Annotated in this window: 14 protein-coding genes and 1 tRNA gene; 13 read left to right on the forward strand and 2 right to left on the reverse strand. The window is 36.3% G+C overall.

The annotated features are described in order from the left end of the window. Nucleotides 1–6: 6 nt before the first annotated feature. The 6 genes from QZ657_RS09685 (at nucleotide 7) to QZ657_RS09710 (ending at nucleotide 9002) form a co-directional block, all read left to right on the forward strand. Nucleotides 7–984, forward strand: coding sequence for a polysaccharide lyase family 7 protein (locus tag QZ657_RS09685; RefSeq protein ID WP_291960605.1), 978 nt, complete (start codon nucleotides 7–9; stop codon nucleotides 982–984). Nucleotides 985–1206: 222 nt separating this feature from the next. Next, nucleotides 1207–1908 carry a FadR/GntR family transcriptional regulator gene (locus QZ657_RS09690; protein WP_291960603.1) on the forward strand — a complete coding sequence of 234 codons (702 nt, stop codon included), beginning with the start codon at nucleotides 1207–1209 and terminating at the stop codon, nucleotides 1906–1908. Between the two features lie 100 nt (nucleotides 1909–2008). Continuing rightward, nucleotides 2009–3280, forward strand: coding sequence for an Nramp family divalent metal transporter (locus tag QZ657_RS09695; RefSeq protein ID WP_276473445.1), 1272 nt, complete (start codon nucleotides 2009–2011; stop codon nucleotides 3278–3280). Between the two features lie 93 nt (nucleotides 3281–3373). Beyond that, nucleotides 3374–3448 (forward strand) — tRNA-Val (locus QZ657_RS09700). A gap of 152 nt (nucleotides 3449–3600) precedes the next feature. Further along, nucleotides 3601–7287, forward strand: coding sequence for an efflux RND transporter permease subunit (locus QZ657_RS09705; RefSeq protein WP_291966582.1), 3687 nt, complete (start codon nucleotides 3601–3603; stop codon nucleotides 7285–7287). Continuing rightward, entirely contained in the window at nucleotides 7284–9002 is a 1719-nt protein-coding gene (locus QZ657_RS09710; RefSeq protein WP_291966584.1) for an efflux RND transporter periplasmic adaptor subunit, read from the forward strand. Before QZ657_RS09705 ends, QZ657_RS09710 begins: the two co-directional genes overlap by 4 nt. Nucleotides 9003–9004: 2 nt before the next feature. On the opposite strand, the gene QZ657_RS09715 is transcribed toward QZ657_RS09710, so the two are convergent. Further along, on the reverse strand, nucleotides 9005–10282 hold the full coding sequence (locus QZ657_RS09715; protein WP_276473448.1) for a UDP-N-acetylmuramoyl-tripeptide--D-alanyl-D-alanine ligase: 1278 nt from the start codon (nucleotides 10280–10282) through the stop codon (nucleotides 9005–9007). Nucleotides 10283–10343: 61 nt separating this feature from the next. Further along, on the reverse strand, nucleotides 10344–12011 hold the full coding sequence (gene gldJ, locus QZ657_RS09720) for a gliding motility lipoprotein GldJ (RefSeq protein WP_276473449.1): 1668 nt from the start codon (nucleotides 12009–12011) through the stop codon (nucleotides 10344–10346). A 437-nt stretch (nucleotides 12012–12448) separates the two neighbouring features. Here gldJ and porV point away from each other — a divergent pair, with 437 nt between their 5' ends. From porV to QZ657_RS09755, 7 genes are all read left to right on the forward strand, one after another. Further along, nucleotides 12449–13594, forward strand: a complete 1146-nt coding sequence (gene porV / locus QZ657_RS09725) for a type IX secretion system outer membrane channel protein PorV (RefSeq protein ID WP_291960594.1) — start codon at nucleotides 12449–12451, stop codon at nucleotides 13592–13594. A 131-nt stretch (nucleotides 13595–13725) separates the two neighbouring features. Then, nucleotides 13726–14214 carry a cytidine deaminase gene (gene cdd / locus QZ657_RS09730; protein WP_412759654.1) on the forward strand — a complete coding sequence of 163 codons (489 nt, stop codon included), beginning with the start codon at nucleotides 13726–13728 and terminating at the stop codon, nucleotides 14212–14214. Nucleotides 14215–14402: 188 nt separating this feature from the next. Continuing rightward, nucleotides 14403–15401, forward strand: a complete 999-nt coding sequence (gene pdhA, locus QZ657_RS09735) for a pyruvate dehydrogenase (acetyl-transferring) E1 component subunit alpha (RefSeq protein WP_276473452.1) — start codon at nucleotides 14403–14405, stop codon at nucleotides 15399–15401. Nucleotides 15402–15405: 4 nt separating this feature from the next. After that, nucleotides 15406–17052, forward strand: a complete 1647-nt coding sequence (locus QZ657_RS09740; RefSeq protein WP_291966586.1) for a pyruvate dehydrogenase complex dihydrolipoamide acetyltransferase — start codon at nucleotides 15406–15408, stop codon at nucleotides 17050–17052. 85 nt (nucleotides 17053–17137) lie between these two features. After that, entirely contained in the window at nucleotides 17138–18187 is a 1050-nt protein-coding gene (locus QZ657_RS09745) for a M28 family metallopeptidase (RefSeq protein WP_291960590.1), read from the forward strand. Beyond that, a complete protein-coding gene (locus QZ657_RS09750) occupies nucleotides 18187–18867 on the forward strand; it encodes an SDR family NAD(P)-dependent oxidoreductase (RefSeq protein ID WP_291960589.1) in 681 nt (226 codons plus the stop codon). The genes QZ657_RS09745 and QZ657_RS09750 overlap by 1 nt, the downstream gene beginning before the upstream one ends. Before the next feature lie 2 nt (nucleotides 18868–18869). Beyond that, entirely contained in the window at nucleotides 18870–19472 is a 603-nt protein-coding gene (locus QZ657_RS09755; RefSeq protein ID WP_276473456.1) for a SprT-like domain-containing protein, read from the forward strand.

The raw sequence follows: 19472 nt of genomic DNA on the forward strand, positions 1-19472 counted from the left end.
AAATATATGATTATAGATTACAAGTTACTTTTCAATAAAACTGTGGTATTAAATTGCTTTTTCGCATTTGTAATAATGCTTGCCATAACAAGTTGTAGTAACGATGCAGAGGTGACTGAAGAAGAAATTGTTCAAGAAGAAGTAATTGAAGAAGAAGAGGTCGAAGAAAATACCGAGACCCAAGAAGAGGAGGTAGTTGAAGAAGTACAGGTAGAAGGAGTAGACTTCTTTCTGCCCAATATTGATTTAAGTAATTGGAAAGTTACACTGCCAATTGGTAGTCCAGATGAGGTAGAGCCACCGGAAATTATGGATTATGCTACCGATGAAAGGTTGATGCCTTATATGTATAATGATTCTACAGATGGTTCTTTGGTGTTTTATACAACACCGGGTTCCTCAACGGCCAACTCTTCGTACTCAAGAACTGAGCTAAGAGAACAAATGGTGCCTGGTAGTAACAGTACAAATTGGACTTTTACAGAAGGTGGTCGTATGAAGGGAACTTTATCCGTGCCTGAAATTACTACAGATGCAAGTGGTGAATTTCATAGAACGTTAGTAATGCAAATTCATGGTAGGCTAACAAATGAACAGCGAGACTTAATAGGGGAAGATGATAATAATGCTCCGCCAATGTTAAAAATATATTGGCAAAAAGGTAAGGTTAGAGTGCTTACCAAAAAACTGAAAGATCTTAATGCTACTGATGAGGAGATATTGCATACGAATGCTTGGGAAGATAATGAAGGTCATACTTTCCCAGAGAATATAGGTGCTAATACATTTGTTTTGGAGATTATTGCCACAGACGGTAGGCTAGAGGTTATTTTAAATGAAACGGATTCTGTGGTGTATGAAGATATTCATATGCAAAAGTGGAGTGTTTTTGAAAACTATTTTAAAGCGGGAAATTATTTGCAGACCCTAGATGCCGGTGCGTCTGCTAAAGTCAAATATTATGAATTAGAAGTTATGCATTAGTAATGTGCTATACATATACCTAGTGCAATTAAGAAAGTTGTTTAGTTGAATTTGTTGAAATGAGTTTGCCAGTCTTTCGTTAGGCTGGTAAATTTCATGAAAGTTCGCTTCCTAGTACGAGTAATTATCAATGCAAATAAAACTTCGTATTTTAGCGAGTTGTTTTACATTTTTTCGGATGGGCAAATTAGACAAATGGTTTTCCTTTAAAGCAAGATATATATGAAATTAGAGATTCTCACGAAGACAGAAAATCAGGAAATACAAAATGAGATTATTGTTCAGCTAAGAGATTTAATGAACAATAAAAATCTTGAGCCTGGTGACAAGTTACCATCGGAAAGAATGTTGTCCGACAAATTTGGAGTGAGTCGAAACAATGTTCGGGAGGCAATTCAAAAATTGGAGTTTTATGGTATTTTAATCTCTAAACCTCAAAGTGGAACCTTTGTAGCGGATATTGGGCAAGTGGCCATGAACGGGATGGTGAACGATATTCTTAGATTAGATGAGCCAGATTTTAAGTCTTTGGTTGAAACTAGAATTTTATTGGAACTTAAAACGGTAAGGCTTGCGGCAAGAAGAAGAACAGATGATGATTTAAGACTAATGAAAACTGCGTTAGATGCTTACCGTGAAAAAGTAAATAATGGAGAAGATGCCGTTCAAGAAGACCTCTTGTTTCATCTAGCTATTGCACGTGCTAGTGGTAATAGTACCATGAACACATTCATGCTTATCATTACACCAGAAATATTGGTAAATTTTGAAAAATATCATGTATGTGATAAAGACATGGCCTTTAGGGGTATTGAAGAACACCAAGATATATTCAACGCTATAGAAAAACAAGATCCTCAACTGGCAAAAGAGAAAATGAAAGTTCACTTTAAAAACCTTTATCAGTTTTGCTATAATATTTAAGACAGAGTAGGTATTGTAAAATGCTGATTATGGCTTAAAGCAAATTATTTATATTCAATTTTTGTCGACAATAACACCAAACGACCAAAGAAATTATTAAATGGAGAACTCGGTTAAAGTATCTGTCTGGAAAAAAATATTAGCGTTAGTATTGGCATTCGGACCTGGTATTTTTGCAATTGGGTATACTATAGGTACCGGTAGTGTAACCTCAATGATTGTTGCAGGTAGTACTTATGGTATGCAGCTTTTATGGGTATTATTGTTAAGTTGTGTTTTTTCGGGTTTGTTGATGTATGCCTATGGAAATTTTGCATTGGTTACAGGTGAAACAGCTTTGTACGCTTTCAAGAAACATTTGAAGTGGGGAAAACTCATTGCTATACTGATTATTTTAGGTATCTCCTTTGGTCAGTGGAATTCGTTAATGGGTATACTGGGCATTTCTGCCAATATTATCTATGAGATATTTTTAATTTATTTCCCCAGTTTGGCAGCTTTAAAATATGAGGCCGTATTGATAATAGCCATAACCGTTATTGTCCTGTTCTATGGTCTGTTGCTTGTAGGTAAGTATGCTTTTTTTGAAAAAATACTTGTCATTTTTGTTACCATAATGGGGCTATCCTTTATTATATCGCTCTTTATGGTAAACCCTTTGCCAGTTGAAGTCATTAAAGGATTGATACCCACAATTCCTAAAGTTGAAGGAGGTCAAATGATGGTCGCTGCCTTTGTAGGTACCACTATGGCGGCAGCTACATTTTTGTCAAGACCTCTTTTTGTAAAAGGAAAAGGCTGGACAATTAAAAATCGTGGGCAGCAAAAGAAAGATGCTATTATAGCGGCTTCATTGGTATTTTTTATCAGTGCTTCTGTAATGGCGGTGGCTTGTGGAGCGTTGTATCATCAAGGACAACCGGTTACCAAAGTTTTGGATATGGTAAATACCCTAGAACCGGTGGCAGGTAAATTTGCCCTTACGCTTTTCTTTTTTGGGACCTTAAGTGCAGGTTTATCATCTATTTTTCCATGTTTATTGATAGCGCCAATTTTGTTGGCTGATTACCAATCCGGTGAATTGGATACCAACTCCAAACAATTTAGGATAATAACGGCGATCGCTTCTATGTTCGCTCTTATCGTTCCAATATATGGTGCCAATCCAATTCAAATGCAAATACTTTCTCAAGTATTCAATGTATTTGTACTGCCACTAGTAATCCTAGGAATTATCCTTCTCATTAACAATAAAAAAATAATGGCGAACTACAAGGCGGGCATATGGCTTAATTTAGGCTTGTTTGCAGCTCTTTTCTTTGCCTGTGTTATTTCTTACAATGGTATAGTTGCCTTGTTGGATTATTTTTGATCACGAGGAATATCCCCATTTTATTTTTTCAAAACATCCGATCATTTTAGAATAAGATTAATGGTATCTTTGCTTTTCTAAAAAGATTTTGAGGGGATATTAGCTCAGTTGGTTTAGAGCGCTGCCTTGACAGGGCAGAGGTCACCGGTTCGAATCCAGTATATCCCACATTTTTTATCGGATTGATCTAAATTTTCAGATAGGCATTGTTTCTTTTATTCAAGTTAAATAGTTGCCTTCTTTCTACAATCTATGGTTGTTTCCTTCGTTTATTATCAGAGGCTTATGGTTTAAAAAGAACGAGTAAGTGAATTGGGTTTATGTTAAACGGGTTAATTAAATATCTTGTACAAAATAAATTAATAGCATTTGTAATGTTATTGGTGCTTTTGCTATGGGGATTGATCAGTGCTCCTTTTAATGTTGATGGTATTTTAATTGGATCTAATCCCGTTTCTGTTGATGCAATTCCTAATCTTGGGGACAACCAACAAATAGTATTTACAGAATGGCAAGGGCAATCTCCTCAAGATATTGAAGATCAAATTACTTACCCTCTTACCTCACATCTTTTAGGGCTTCCGGGGGTTAAATCTGTTCGTAGTTCATCAATGTTCGGTTTTTCTACTATTTACTTGATATTTGAAGATGATATTGAATTTTACTGGAGTCGTAGTAGAATTTTAGAGAAATTAAATAGTCTGCCGGTAGATTTATTGCCTGCGGATGCAAATCCAAAATTAGGACCGGATGCTACTGCTCTGGGTCAATTATTCTGGTACACCCTTGAGGGTAGGGACGAAAACGGAAAAGTTACCGGAGGATGGGATTTGCATGAACTAAGGAAAATACAGGATTTTTATGTTAAAAATGCACTTGCCTCTGCTGAAGATGTCTCTGAAGTTTCTTCTATTGGTGGCCATATTCAAGAATATCAAATTGAGGTAAATCCACAATTAATGCGTCAATATGAGATTGCATTGAAAGATGTGGTAAAGGCCATTAAAGAGACCAATAAAAATGTTGGCGCAAATACGATAGAAATAAATAATGCCGAATATCTAATTCGTGGGTTAGGTTTGGTAAAAAAGATCGATGATATAGAAAGTACGGTTGTTGTTTCCAATGACTTTGTTCCAATTAAAATTAAAGACATTGCCAATGTTACTTTAGGTCCTAAAGAGCGTAGAGGTATCTTGGACAAGGAAGGTGCTGAGGTTGTTGGCGGTGTGGTAGTAAGTAGATATGGCTCAAACCCGCAAAAAGTAATAGCTTCCGTCAAACAAAAAATCAAGGAATTAGAGAAGGGTATGCCCGTTAAGGAATTAAAGGATGGTTCCATTTCTAAATTGACAATAGTACCTTTTTACGATAGAACGGAGTTAATTAAAGATACGCTAGGTACCCTAAGTTCTGCTTTGTACTTAGAGATTTTAATATCAGTTTTAGTGGTCTTGGTTATGTTGCGTAACCTTAAAATATCCGTAATTATTTCTGCATTATTGCCAGTTGCTGTGCTTATGGTGTTCATAGCCATGAAATTGTTTAAAGTTGAGGCAAACATTGTAGCACTGTCCGGTATAGCAATAGCGATCGGTACCATGGTTGATCTGGGTATAATTCTATCTGAAAATATTGTTCAAAAATTAGAACAGCCTATAAAAAACAAGTCTGTTGATGAACTGGTCATAGAAGGTGTCAATGAAGTTTCAGGAGCTATAGTAACTGCAGGGTTGACCACTATTTTAAGTTTTATTCCGGTATTTGTACTTTCAGGCGAAGAAGGCAGACTTTTTACCCCGTTGGCATTTACTAAAACAGCAGCATTGTTAGCGGCAATGTTATTATCGTTATTGGTTATTCCGCCATTAATTGCAAAATGGTATAGTGTAAATTTTAAAAATATAAAACCCAAAGGCTTTGGTTCTTATGTAATAGGTTTATTGGGTTTGTGTATAATTATTTCTGGATTTTGGATAGGTCTGGTTCTAGTTGGGTTAATGGTCATTAATCTAATGCATTGTTACGGTATTCTTAAAAAGGAAAATTTTGAGAAGATTAGAATTGTTTATATTGTAATAACGACTTTATTAGTGTTGACCTACTATTGGAATCCGTTAGGGTTTGATAATAATTACCTTGCGGACCTTTTGTTCGTATTACTGATATCAATTGGGGTGTTAGGGGTGCTTTACTTTTTTTATAGGTACTATGAAAGAATTTTACTTTGGGCTATGGCACATAAACTACAGTTCTTAAGTATGCCTATTTTGTTGTTGGTTCTGGGGTCTTTGGTTTATGTGAATTTAGGAAAGGAATTTATGCCAAAGTTAAATGAAGGCTCATTTTTGTTGATGCCTACCTCCACTGCCCATACAGGTATTTCTGAAAATAAGAAATTACTACAGCAATTAGATATGGCGGTTGTGTCTATACCAGAGGTTGAAACCGTTGTAGGTAAGGCAGGGCGTGTAAATTCAGCTTTAGATCCCGCTCCATTATCCATGTTTGAAAATGTGATAATTTATAAGACGGAATTTATGTTGGATGAAGGTGGTAGCCCGCTTTCTTTTAAAACAAATGATGAAGATCTGTTTGAAACTGTTAATGGTGAATTTGTGCCTTGGGGATCAGGAATTTCTCAAGACGAATTAATACTGGATGCTGATGGGAAATATTATAGAAATTGGAGGTCCCATATTCACAACCCGGATGATATTTGGAATGAAATAGTGAATGTCACCAAAATACCAGGAGTTACATCGGCTCCTCAATTACAGCCAATAGAAACTAGATTGGTAATGCTTCAAACAGGAATGCGATCTTCTATGGGGATAAAGATTTTTGGTCCTGATCTTAAGTCTATTCAAAGTTTTGGCCGTTCACTGGAGAAGGAATTGAAAAAAATTGGAGAAGTAGATAAAGCTTCGGTGTTTTCAGATAGAATTGTGGCAAAGCCGTATTTAAATGTAATTTTTGATAGGGATAAAGCTGCTAGATACGGCATTACTATAAATGAATTACAAGAAATTTTAGAATCTGCAATAGGAGGAAAGGTATTGACACAGACAATTGAAGGTAGGGAAAGGTTTGATGTAACGATACGTTACCCACGAGAATTACGGTCTGCCCCAAAAGATTTACAAAATATAATTGTGTCCTTACCGGACGGTAGTTCCATTCCCCTATCAGAGGTAGCGCAAATAAATTTTGAAAAAGGTCCTCAAATAATAAAAAGTGAGGATGGTTTTTTAACCGGTTATGTTCTATTTGATAAAATAGAAGGTTTGGCCAATGTTACCGTAGTAGAAAACGTAAAGAAAATTATTGAAGATAAAATTACTGATGGGGAATTGATTTTGCCAGATGGGGTACGGTTTAGATTTGCGGGAACGTACGAGAATAATCTACATGCAGAAAAGACATTGGCGGTAATTGTACCGTTGGTTTTGTTGGCAATTTTGTTTATTCTATATCTTCAGTTTAGATCATTAACTGTTTCATTAATGATATTTTCTGGTGTAGCGGTAGCTTTTGCAGGTGGTTTTATGATGTTATGGCTTTATGGGCAAGACTGGTTTTTAAATTTTAGTTTTTTAGGCAATAGTTTAAGAAATGTATTTAATGTAAAAACAGTAAACATGAGTGTTGCGGTATGGGTAGGTTTTATAGCTTTATTCGGTATAGCAACAGATGATGGTGTGGTTATTGCAACCTATTTAAAGCAGAGTTTTAAAAAGGTGAAACCAAATACTATAGAAGAAGTTAGGAAGGCGGTCTTAGAAGCTGGTAAAAAAAGGATAAGGCCTTGTTTAATGACCACTGCAACAACATTATTGGCACTTATACCTGTTTTGACTGCCAAGGGTCATGGAAAGGATATACTAATACCAATGGCAATTCCCGGGTTTGGCGGAATGCTAGTGGCGTTGGTGACATTATTGATAGTCCCTGTACTTTACAGTTTTTGGCAGGAATTGAAATTAAAAAGAGAAGTTAAGGAATGATCAGCTTGGATAAATATAAAAAGTATGTATTCTATGTAGCACTATTGCTTGTAGGTTTGCTGTTAGGGTATTTGTTTTTTGGAGAATCAAAAAGCGATAAAACCGCGGTTTCCGTTGAGCACATGGAAGAAGATTCGTATACCTGCTCTATGCACCCTAGTGTGGTAAGTTCAAAAAAAAGTACATGTCCAATTTGCGGAATGGACCTTGTGAAAGCAAAAAATGATAGTAGCCTGGATTCCGATAATCTGTTTGAGATGAGTGAACGGGCCGTAGCGTTAGCAAATGTGCAAACAAGTATAATTGGTCTGGATAGTAAAAATGGAGAAATATCGTTATCTGGTGAAATTACTTCTAATGATAAGACCAATGCTACGCAGACAACCTTGTTTGATGGTCGTTTAGATAAGCTAGAAGTAAATTACATTGGTGAGTACGTAAAAAAAGGTCAAGTGATAGGAACTATTTATAGTCCTGATCTTTATTTGGCCCAAGATAAATTATTGACATCGGCTTCATACAAGGATACTCATGAGAAATTATATGCAGCGGCAAGAAATACATTGGGTCTTTGGAAATTGACAGATCAACAGATCGAGGATTTATTGAAAACAGGTAAACCTATTAAAAATTTTCCTTTGGTAGCGGATGTTTCAGGAACCGTCGTGGAAATTTTGGCATCAGAGGGCAATTATTTCAAACAAGGCGACCCATTGTTTAAAGTTTCTAAATTGTCTACTGTTTGGGGTGTTTTTCAAGCTTATGAAAATCAGATGCCATTATTGAAAATAGGGCAGGAAATAGAAATAAGTTCAGAAGCATTCAAGGGCGAGACAATCCTTGCAAAGATATCTTTTATAGAGCCTATTTTAGATAGGGGCAGAAGAGTGGTATCGGTAAGGGCCAATATTGCGAATAAAGATGGAAAATGGAAACCGGGAATGTTCATTGAAGGCAAGGTTCAAGTGGATAGTGATGATGAACAATTATTAACGGTGCCCAAAAGTGCTGTTCTCTGGACAGGAGAGCGTTCGGTGGTTTATAAAAAAGCCGATGTAGCCAAACCGGTATTTGAATTGTTGCGAGTGAAATTAGGAGGGGTAGTTGGTGATAGCTATATTGTTTTAGATGGTCTTGAAACAGGAGATGAAATTGTAACAAACGGTGCTTTTGTTATTGATGCCGCAGCGCAATTACAGGGTAAAAATTCAATGATGTACTCAAATGATGAAGATTTTCATAAAAAGGCCATTAAAAATAATCATTTGAGTAAGTTGACCAATCAACAAAATGAAAAACTAAAAGAGGCGCTTAATGTGTATTTTAAATTGAAAAATGAATTGGTCAATTCTAACAAAGGGCAAACTATAGCGCTTGCCATAAAATTGAAAAATTCGTTAAGTTCTATAATTGGCAAAAACAACGTAGATAGTGTTTTAAATACCCATTTAGGTGCTGCCGATTCTTCATTGGCACTAATCGTAAATCAAAAAAGCTTAGAAGGGATTAGGGTAGAGTTTAAAAAGCTGTCAGAAGATTTTATAGCAATTTCATCGTATGTGATTGGTTTGGAAAGTCCAATATATGTTCAGCATTGTCCAATGGCCAACAGCAACACCGGCGCAGACTGGCTCAGTTTGGAAAAAGCTATTCAAAATCCATATTTTGGGGATAAAATGCTCACCTGTGGCAGTGTCGTCAAGATAATAGAATAGTTTTATATCAATTCAAGTACGCGCTCTAGTGCCATGCCTCTAGATCCTTTTATTAATATACTTGATTCGGGTTTTAGGTTGTTTTCTTTTAAATACATTTTTAAAGCATCAAAGTTTTTCAATTTAATAGTTTCGGTATCGGTCAAATAAAAATTTTCACCTACTAATAGTATATTTTCAAAGTTTAGGTGCTTGGCTAGATCGGCAATGTTTTGATGTTCTTCTTTAGCAGATGCTCCCAATTCGAACATGTCACCTAAAATTAAAACTTTTTGGTCTTTCTGTAGTGTGTTGAAATTTTCCAACGCCACTTTCATGCTAGATGGGTTGGCGTTATAAGCATCTAGAATAATGTAGTGTCCGCTTTTATTTATTATTTGTGATCTGTTATTGTCCGGTGTGTAATTTTCAATTGCTTCCTTTACTTTGTTTAAACCAACATTAAAAAACTTGCCCATAATGATCGCAGCGCAACAATTGGAAAAATTGTAAGTACCGATCAAATTAGATTTAATAATAATTTCTTCAACTGAAATGGTAACGAACGGTTGTGCTTCTAATAATTCTATATTGTAATATTGAGGGTTTAGTGTGCTAAAACCATATTTTTTGGTATATGAAGAGAGTTTCTCCATTTGTATGGTATCATCAGCATTTAAAAAGACGGATTTTTTATGGGAGGTTAGATAATCATATAGTTCGCTTTTGCCTTTTATAACTCCCTCAACGCCTCCAAAACCCTCTAAGTGGGCTTTACCGAAATTAGTGATGTATCCAAAATCCGGTTCGGCAATAGAGCATAGAAATTCAATTTCTTTTTGGTGGTTTGCCCCCATTTCCACTATGGCAATTTCAGTATCTGCCTTTATATTCAATAATGTAAGTGGTACGCCAATATGATTGTTTAGATTGCCTTTTGTGGCAATTGTAGCGTAAGTAGTGCTAAGTACCGCATTTATTAATTCTTTGGTAGTTGTTTTTCCATTGCTACCTGTAAGACTGATTATTTGCGCTTTACTTTGCTTTCTATGATAATTGGCCAACTGTTGCAATGTTTGTAAAACATCATCTACGATTATTGTTCTTTTATCGACGAAGTATTTTTTTTCATCAATCACAACTAAACTAGCGCCGTTGTCAAGAGCTTGTTGGGCGTAAGCGTTACCATTGAAATTCTCTCCCTTTAAAGCGAAGAAGATATCGTTTTTATTAATTTTTCTGGTATCTGTACTTACTGATGGGTTTGCTAAAAAAGCAGCATGTAAATCTTGAATATTCATAAAATCGAAGATAAAAAAAGCCCCTTAAATAAGGGGCTTTTTTAGTTTGTAAAGAGAAAAATTATTTAGCTTTTTTTCCTCTTACTGTTTTGTTTTTTGTTTTAGACTTAGAGCCAACTCTAGACATAGCACATCTAAAACCAATATAATCGGTAGCCATATATTGTGGCAAATATCTTCTTTGTGCTGGGTCTAACCAGTAAGCTCTATCTCTCCAAGAACCACCTTTGTAAACTCTTACTTCATCATTGATCAATGTAGTTCTATTATTAGAAGAGTCATAATTTTTTACAAGATTTCCTAAAGAATCTCTTTCAACAGAATGCTTAGGAGAGTTGTACATTTTTTTGCTTTCATCTTCCTCTTCGTCATCACTAAATCTGTCATAGAATCTTGAAGAACCGGCATCACCATCTCTATATCCTCTGTTGTCACTAGAAGAGAAGTTTGTTCTTAAATAAGTTTCTTCTTCATCAACGGGTACCATTTTTATTTCACCTGGTAAGTTTACGGCAACAACTTTACCGTTTGGCAACGTATCGTATACTATAGAATCTCTAAGAATATTTACTTTACCATCTTCGCCAATAGCGCTCTTCATATAAATATTACCTCTGTAGTAATTGAAATCACTTACTTCGTCATCTACTATTGGTCTATAAACATCCGCTACCCATTCTGCAACGTTACCTGCCATATCGTAAAGACCTAAATCGTTTGGCTTGTAAGACATAACTTGAGCGGTAATATCGGCACCATCATCTGACCAACCTGCAATTCCGCCATAATCACCCTTACCTTGCTTGAAGTTCGCTAATTGATCACCTCTACCTACACGTTGTCCGTTACGAGTATAATCACCTTCCCAAGGATATTTTTTTCTGCCTCTGTAGTTGTTGTATTCTCTTTGACCAACTTGAGCCTGAGCGGCATATTCCCATTCAGTTTCTGTAGGTAATCTATATTCTGGCATAATAATACCGCTACTTCTTTTTGCAAAAGTAGATGTACTATCTTTTTTCATTTTTCCTTGTAAAGAATCAATTTGTCCGTTATAAACAGATTCTGGTCTGTTTAGGTAAGCTTCTGTACTGAAAGTACCTTGAACTTCACCTGTAGCTGCTTGGTATTTGGCATCTTCAGATAAGTAACCTTCCCTTTCTAACATAACTTCGTTTACACGATCCGTTCTCCATTCGGCAAATTGTGTAGCTTGGATCCAGTTTACGCCAACTACAGGGTATTCTGCGTATGCAGGGTGTCTCAGGTAATTGTTTGTCATAGTCTCGTTAAAGCCTAATCTATTTCTCCAAACCAATGTATCTGGTAAAGCACCAACATAAATATTGGTATACTTAGGATTTTCTGGAGGGTAAACACTCTTTAAGTAATCAAGGTATTCCAAATACATTACATTGGTTACCTCGGTTTCATCCATATAAAAAGATTGAACGTGCTGTGCTGTTGGGGTATTGTTCCAATCATGCATTACATCATCTTGTACCTTACCCTTGGTAAATGTACCACCTTCAACAAATACCAGTCCTGGAGCGGTTTCCTGCTCTTTAAAATCGGTATTGTATTGAAAACCACCTTCTTTGGCATTTATTTTCCAACCTGTAGCTCTAGAGGTATTTTTTCCAGATGAGGATTTAGAACAGCTACTTACTGTAAAACCTCCTACTAATACCGTGCATGAGAGTACAACTTTTATTAAATGTTTTTTCATAATTAGGACTTGAGTTCAATTTACACACTCTATAATAGTTTGGTAGCTATAGAATATGATACTGTAATTTCTTTTAATTTGTTCGTCACTTTCGCTCAATAGAACGGTGTTTTGATGAGATTATTTTACAATTAAAAATAATTTTAAAAATCTCATGGCAAACTGTCAATAAAATTTCGCTCGCTTAAATAGGTAAACGCTGAAAACTATTAATTAGTATGGTTTTGGATAATTCTTTTAGAAAGGATAAACAAGTATATTTTTTTGGGCAAAAACAACCCTCGTAAAGCATGCTAGAAAACTGTGATGGCAAATTCTTACAAAAAACTTGTTGCTGATACAAGATAACGTGAAAAACAGCGTTTACATGTAAAATAATAATTGTAAATATATTTATACGGTATATTTCGTTCTTATTACTAAATGTAAAAATTCTGATGCGAAAAATTTCAATAATTTTCTTTGTATTAATAATAGGTAAGATTTTTGCGCAAGATGGTGATCGTGTAATTACCACGGCTGTACCTTTTCTAACCATTGCGGCAGATGCAAGGTCTGCAGGTATGGGTGATATGGGTGTTGCAACATCCACAGATGCTTTCTCGCAACAGTGGAACCCGGCCAAGTTTGCTTTTGCGGAACAAAAAATGGGAATAGGTGTTAGTTATACTCCGTATTTAGAAAGTATTATTACCGATATTTCGTTGTTAAACGCAAGTTTTTATAACAAATTAAATGAGCAGAGTGCCTTTGCCGTTAGTTTAAGGTACTTTACTCTGGGGGAAATAGAATTAAGACAGTCGTTTGATGATGATGGTTTTGTTGTTAAGCCAAATGAATTGGCGCTTGATGGCTCTTATTCCTTAAAATTAAGTCCAACTTTTTCCATGGCCGTTGGTGGGCGTTTCATTAGCTCAAACTTAAAGTTTCCAGATGCTAATGTAGATTCTCAGGCAGCAAACTCATTTGCTGTAGATGTTGCGGGATTTTATAGGTCTAGAGAAATTGCGTATAATAATTTTGATGGTAGATGGAGGGCAGGTTTCAACCTTTCCAACATAGGTGGTAAAATACGTTATGATGCTGGTGGACAAGAGAATTTTCTGCCTAGTAAATTAAGTTTTGGCGGAGGTTTTGATTTTATACTTGATCAGGATAACGTTATCGGTATAACAACGGAATTTACGAAACTATTGGTGCCAACTCCGCAAGATTTTGACAATGATGGCGATTTGGATGCCGCAGATAGGGATATCTATCAAAATGAAAGCGGATTTAGTGGAATTTTCAATTCTTTTTCTGATGCGCCCGATGGTTTTGGTGAAGAATTAAAAGAGTTTACATGGGCACTAGGGGCAGAGTATACATATCAAGATGCATTCATGCTAAGAACCGGTTATTTTAATGAAAGTGAAGAAAAAGGTTCTAGAAAGTTCTTTACGTTAGGTGCCGGTTTTAAATTTAAAGCGGCGCAAGTTGATCTGTCTTACTTGTTCTCTACATCTCAGGTTAGAAATCCACTGGAAAATACACTACGTTTTTCTCTTACCTTTAATTTGGGCGAAGAGTTTTATAACGATTAATTGAAATGATAGATTTTTATACATATAAAACCTGCTTTGTGCAGGTTTTTTTTTTATGTCCATACGTTTTTTCGCTTCAATTACTATTGGCAACAGGTTTATATTTGTAGATTGAAAAACAAAATAAAAATATGATCAGCCAAAAGAAAATAAGCTTTGATATTACGGTATACGATTCGTTGAGCGAACTTAGTAGCGGAGATCAGAATTTAATGTCCGTTGCCGTAAAGGCTAGAAAAAGAGCTTATGCGCCTTATTCTAGTTTTAATGTAGGGGCATCTGTATTGTTGGAGAACGGTGAAATTATAGAGGGCAATAATCAGGAGAATGCATCATATCCTTCCGGGCTATGTGCAGAAAGGGTTGCGGTTTTCTATGCCGGTTCAAAATATCCTGGCATGAAGATCAAGGCAATAGCAATTACGGCCGCATCTTTAAATCATGAAGTAAACGAACCTGCTGCACCTTGTGGTAATTGCAGACAGGCAATTTCAGAATATGAATTTAGACAGCAAGAACCTATTAAAATTTTATTAATGGGCGAGACCGGCAGTGTAATTGAATGTAATTCTCTTGCAGATTTATTGCCGCTTGGCTTTAATAGCAGCTTTTTAAATTAAGAAAACTTGCAAAAAGTATTGTAAATAAACACGTTATATAGTTTATTTGTTAAGCATATAATTTCTGGCTCGATTTGCTTCTATAATTTTTATCGATTCATTAATATGTGTATTTTTGCTCTTCTTGGATACCTAGGTCATAATGCCTTAGTTACCAAACATAGAATTTAAACCTTTAGTTAAAATTGATGAAAAAAATCACCAAGGAAACGTATTTAAAATGGTATGAGGACATGCTGTTTTGGAGAAAGTTTGAAGATAAATTGGCTGCTGTGTACATTCAGCAAAAGGTAAGAGGGTTTTTGCATTTGTATAATGGGCAAGAAGCCGTATTGGCAGGAGCTCTTCATGCAATGGACCTGACCAAGGACCGAATGATAACCGCTTACAGAAACCATGTTCAACCAATTGGTATGGGTGTAGACCCTAAAATGGTTATGGCTGAACTTTATGGCAAGGTTACGGGTACTTCTAAAGGTATGGGAGGATCTATGCACATATTTTCTAAAGAGCATCGTTTTCATGGAGGTCATGGAATCGTAGGGGGGCAAATTCCTCTAGGTGCTGGTATGGCTTTTGGTGATAAATATGCAGGTAGGGATAATGTTACCTTATGTTATATGGGTGATGGTGCCGTAAGACAAGGTTCATTACATGAAACTTTCAACTTGGCCATGTTATGGCAATTGCCAGTAGTTTTTATCTGTGAGAATAACGGTTATGCAATGGGTACTTCGGTAGCAAGAACTTCTTTTTCTACGGAAATCTGGAAATTAGGTTTAGGTTATGAAATGCCTTGTGGACCAGTTGATGGTATGAACCCTGTAACAGTTGCTCAGGAAATGAGTAAAGCTATTGAAAGAGCACGTAGTGGTGGTGGACCAACTTTCCTAGAAATGAAGACGTACAGGTATAGAGGTCATTCCATGTCAGATGCGCAACATTACAGAACCAAGGACGAGGTTGAAGAATACAAAAAGATAGATCCAATTACTCAGGTATTGGATATAATCAAAGAAAATAAATACGCAACAGAAGCTGAAATCAAAGAAATTGACAAAAAAGTCAAATCAATGGTTAAGGAATGCGAAAAGTTTGCAGAAGAATCAGATTATCCACCGGTAAACCAATTATATGATATGGTTTACGAACAAGAGGATTTTCCATTTGTTCAACATAAATTGTAATTAGATGGCTATAGTAGTGAACATGCCCCGTTTAAGCGATACCATGGAAGAAGGTACCGTAGCTAAATGGTTAAAAAGCGTTGGTGATAAAATAGAAGAAGGAGATATATTGGCAGAAATCGAAACCGATAAGGCGACGATGGAATTCGAATCTTTTAATGAAGGCACATTATTGCATATTGGTATTCAAGAAGGAGATACTGCTCCGGTTGATAGTCTTTTGGCAATTATAGGTGAGGAAGGCGAGGATATTTCTTCTTTGATCAATGGAGGAGGCGGTGCTTCTACTTCAGAAGATAGCTCTGAGGAAGCTTCTGTAACTGAATCTTCTTCTGATGATAATGAGGAGCAAGGTTCGGGCGAAGTACCGGAAGGAGTTGAAATCGTTAAGATGCCGCGCTTAAGTGATACCATGGAAGAAGGTACCGTTGCAAGTTGGTTGAAAAAAGTTGGTGACGATGTTGAAGAGGGAGACATTCTTGCCGAGATTGAAACCGATAAGGCTACAATGGAATTTGAGTCTTTCTACAGTGGTAAGTTATTATATATTGGATTACAAGAAGGCGAATCTTCTCCTGTTGATGCGGTTTTGGCGGTCATAGGTCCTGAAGGAACCGATGTTGATGCTGTTTTGAACAATAAATCTGGTGGAAGTAAAAAAAGTTCTGCTGGTGATACCAAAAAAGAAGAAAGCAAATCTACCGAGACGGCAGAAAAGAAAGAGGTTGCTAAGCCAGTAAACGATGGTGAACGCATTTTTGCTTCGCCGTTGGCTAAGAAAATAGCTGCGGATAAAGGTATAGACTTGGCCAGTGTTTCCGGATCTGGGGATAATGGTCGCATTATCAAGAAAGATATAGAGAACTTTACGCCTAGTGCGTCTACTGCTGCCCCTGCTGCTTCAGCAAGTGTAAAAGTTGATAATGCAATAGCTTCACAACCGGTTTCAATGGCTTTGCCATCTGGTGAGGAGGGTACTGAAGAAGTTAAAAATTCTAATATGCGCAAGGCAATAGCCAAAGCATTAGGAAATTCTAAATTCAACGCTCCACATTTCTATTTGACCATTGAGGTAGATATGGACAATGCAAAAGCTTCACGTGCTCAGATAAACAGTCTTCCAGATACTAAGGTTTCTTTTAATGATATGGTATTAAAAGCTTGTGCAATGGCGCTTAGAAAGCATCCTCAAGTAAATACTTCTTGGAACGGAGATACTACAAAACACCACAAGCATATACACATGGGTGTGGCTGTAGCTGTAGATGAAGGTTTGGTAGTGCCAGTTGTAAAGCATGCAGATTTATTAGGCTTAACTCAGATTGGTAGCGCCGTTAAGGATTTGGCCGGTAAGGCAAGAAATAAGAAAATTGCACCGTCAGAAATGGAGGGTAGTACATTTACGGTTTCTAATTTGGGCATGTTCGGTATACTTGAATTTACAAGTATCATCAATCAACCAAATTCGGCAATACTTTCAGTTGGTGCTATTGTTGAAAAACCAGTTGTTAAAAATGGAGAAATAGTTGTAGGAAATACAATGAAATTAACACTAGCCTGTGATCATAGAACTGTTGATGGCGCTGTGGGAGCTCAGTTCCTTCAGACATTAAGATATTTTGTGGAGAATCCGGTTACTATGTTGGCGTAGAACAGAGATTTAACAATAGAATTAAATAAGCATCCTTTCATCGGGATGCTTTTTTTTATCTTTATACCCTAAATAAGACAAAATAATGAAACATACGTGGTTAGTACTTTTTTATATGTTGATTGTTGGTTGTGGTGGGGCAAAAGTTGATCAGTCAACAGTATTGAACCCAACCAATCCTAAAGGAGTTAAAGGGTCGGTTTTGCAGGAAAGCAAAGATAATGTTCAAGAAAGTAGCTTAGAAAGCGTAAATTCTACAGTAACTCTAAATAATTTATCAAAAGATATTGAGGCGACGATGACTTTCTTGACATCCGATGAATTAATGGGTAGGGATACCGGTAGCAAAGGAATCGCAAAAGCTGCTGATTACATACAAAACGTATTTCAGGACAATAATATTCAACCATATTTTGGCTCGTTCAAAGATACATTGGAAAATTATAGTGATGGTGTAGCATATAATGTTGTAGGTTTCTTGCCTGGAACAGACCCAAAACTTAAAAACGAGTTTGTGATAATTGGGGCGCATTATGATCATATTGGTTTGATCAGTGGAACGGTAGAAGATGAAATTGCAAACGGCGCCAACGACAATGCATCGGGTACTACTACGGTTTTAGAATTTGCAAAATACTTTGGAAAACAAAAAAACAATAAAAGGAGTTTAATTTTTGCCCTTTTTACGGCTGAGGAAAAAGGCTTGGTAGGCTCTAAGCATTTGGCTAAAAAATTAAAAGATCAAAACATTGATCTGTATGCCATGCTTAATTTTGAGATGGTAGGTGTACCAATGATAGATAAAGACCATAGTTTATATTTAACGGGGTATGAGTTGTCTAACTTGGCGGAAGTCAGTAATAAATACGCAGGTAAAAATCTTGTAGGGTTTCTTCCAAAAGCAAAAGAATTTAATCTATTTAGACGATCGGACAATGCACCTTTTCATGATGAATTTAATATACCGTCACAAACTTATAGTTCTTTTGATTTTACCAACTTTGGTGAGTATCACAAGGTAGGGGATGAGGCATCGTTAATGGACTTCAATTTTATGGCTGTAATTGTAAAGGAATCTATACCAATGCTTGAAGGTATTGTCAATGCACAGGTAAAAGAAGTAAAGTATAATTAATGGAATACATTATAGTAACAGGAACCAGTAGGGGAATTGGATTTGAGCTCAGTAAATTATTGGCAGATGCGGGGCATAAAGTTTTGGCGCTTTCTAGAAACGATAAGCCAATAAAGAATCTTGATCATGACAATATTGAAACATTCGCTTTTGATGTATCTTCGATAGAAGATAGAAATAGGTTGTCCGGTTTTTTGAACGAAAAAAATGCCAGTGTCCTGGCCTTGATCAATAATGCGGGCAAACTTATCAATAAGCCTTTTCTAGAATTAACGGAAGAAGAATTTAAGTCTGTTTATGATGTTAACGTCTTTGGCGTTGCGGCGATGACCAGATTAATTATTCCTTTTATGAATAAAAAGGGTCACGTTCTTACTATAAGTTCTATGGGCGGTATACAGGGTAGTTCTAAATTTCCCGGTCTTTCGGCTTATAGCTCAAGTAAAGGGGCGGTGTTAACTTTAACAGAGCTGCTGGCAGAGGAGTTTAAGGAAACCGGTCCTTCATTTAATGCTTTGGCCCTAGGTGCCGTGCAGACAGAGATGTTGGAAGAAGCATTCCCTGGTTATGAGGCTCCGGTAAGTGCTGAACAAATGGCGGAGTATATTATGGACTTTGCCTTAAAGGGACAGAAATTGTACAATGGTAAAATCTTACAGGTTAGCAGTAGTACGCCATAACAATGCAGCAAACATTAGCAAAATATCTTCCAGAGTTAGCGGTTAGTCCTTGTTTTGAGCTAATTAAAGATACTCAGGTGCATTTAAAGATTGTTAATGAACGTGTAACAAGACATGGAGATTATAGAAGAAGAAAAGACGGCAATCATCAGATTACGGTAAATGCTTCTTTAAACAAGTATAGGTTCTTAATAACCTTGATTCATGAAATTGCGCATTTAATTGCCTTTGAAAAATATGGTCGCGCTATTAAGCCGCACGGGGTGGAATGGAAAAAAACATTTCAGCATCTAATGATTCCATTTATAAGGCCGGAAATTTTTCCATCGCAGCTACTACCGTTATTGGCCAGGCATTTTAAGAATCCGAAGGCAAGCAGTAGTACAGACGCTCAACTATCTATAGCTTTAAAACAATTTGATGAACAACAATCGGAAAAAACTTACGTTTACGAATTACCGATAGGATGCGTTTTTCGTATCTATAACGGAAAATTATTTAAAAAAGGAAATAAACGAACCAAGCGTTATGAGTGTATAGAAATATCTACAGGAAGGATGTTTTTATTTCAACCCAATGCTGAAGTAGAATTAATAAAAAGCTGA

This window comes from Maribacter sp., from assembly GCA_020629415.1.
Lineage (GTDB): Bacteria > Bacteroidota > Bacteroidia > Flavobacteriales > Flavobacteriaceae > Maribacter > Maribacter huludaoensis.

Coding starts and splice junctions, on each gene's coding strand:
- gldJ (WP_276473449.1), bottom strand. CDS start 12,011: ATGAAAAAACATTTAATAAAAGTTGTACTCTCATGCACGGTATTAGTA.
- QZ657_RS09715 (WP_276473448.1), bottom strand. CDS start 10,282: ATGAATATTCAAGATTTACATGCTGCTTTTTTAGCAAACCCATCAGTA.
- pdhA (WP_276473452.1), top strand. CDS start 14,403: ATGAAAAAAATCACCAAGGAAACGTATTTAAAATGGTATGAGGACATG.
- QZ657_RS09695 (WP_276473445.1), top strand. CDS start 2,009: ATGGAGAACTCGGTTAAAGTATCTGTCTGGAAAAAAATATTAGCGTTA.
- QZ657_RS09755 (WP_276473456.1), top strand. CDS start 18,870: ATGCAGCAAACATTAGCAAAATATCTTCCAGAGTTAGCGGTTAGTCCT.
- cdd (WP_412759654.1), top strand. CDS start 13,726: ATGATCAGCCAAAAGAAAATAAGCTTTGATATTACGGTATACGATTCG.
- QZ657_RS09705 (WP_291966582.1), top strand. CDS start 3,601: ATGTTAAACGGGTTAATTAAATATCTTGTACAAAATAAATTAATAGCA.
- QZ657_RS09710 (WP_291966584.1), top strand. CDS start 7,284: ATGATCAGCTTGGATAAATATAAAAAGTATGTATTCTATGTAGCACTA.
- QZ657_RS09740 (WP_291966586.1), top strand. CDS start 15,406: ATGGCTATAGTAGTGAACATGCCCCGTTTAAGCGATACCATGGAAGAA.
- porV (WP_291960594.1), top strand. CDS start 12,449: ATGCGAAAAATTTCAATAATTTTCTTTGTATTAATAATAGGTAAGATT.
- QZ657_RS09685 (WP_291960605.1), top strand. CDS start 7: ATGATTATAGATTACAAGTTACTTTTCAATAAAACTGTGGTATTAAAT.
- QZ657_RS09745 (WP_291960590.1), top strand. CDS start 17,138: ATGAAACATACGTGGTTAGTACTTTTTTATATGTTGATTGTTGGTTGT.
- QZ657_RS09750 (WP_291960589.1), top strand. CDS start 18,187: ATGGAATACATTATAGTAACAGGAACCAGTAGGGGAATTGGATTTGAG.
- QZ657_RS09690 (WP_291960603.1), top strand. CDS start 1,207: ATGAAATTAGAGATTCTCACGAAGACAGAAAATCAGGAAATACAAAAT.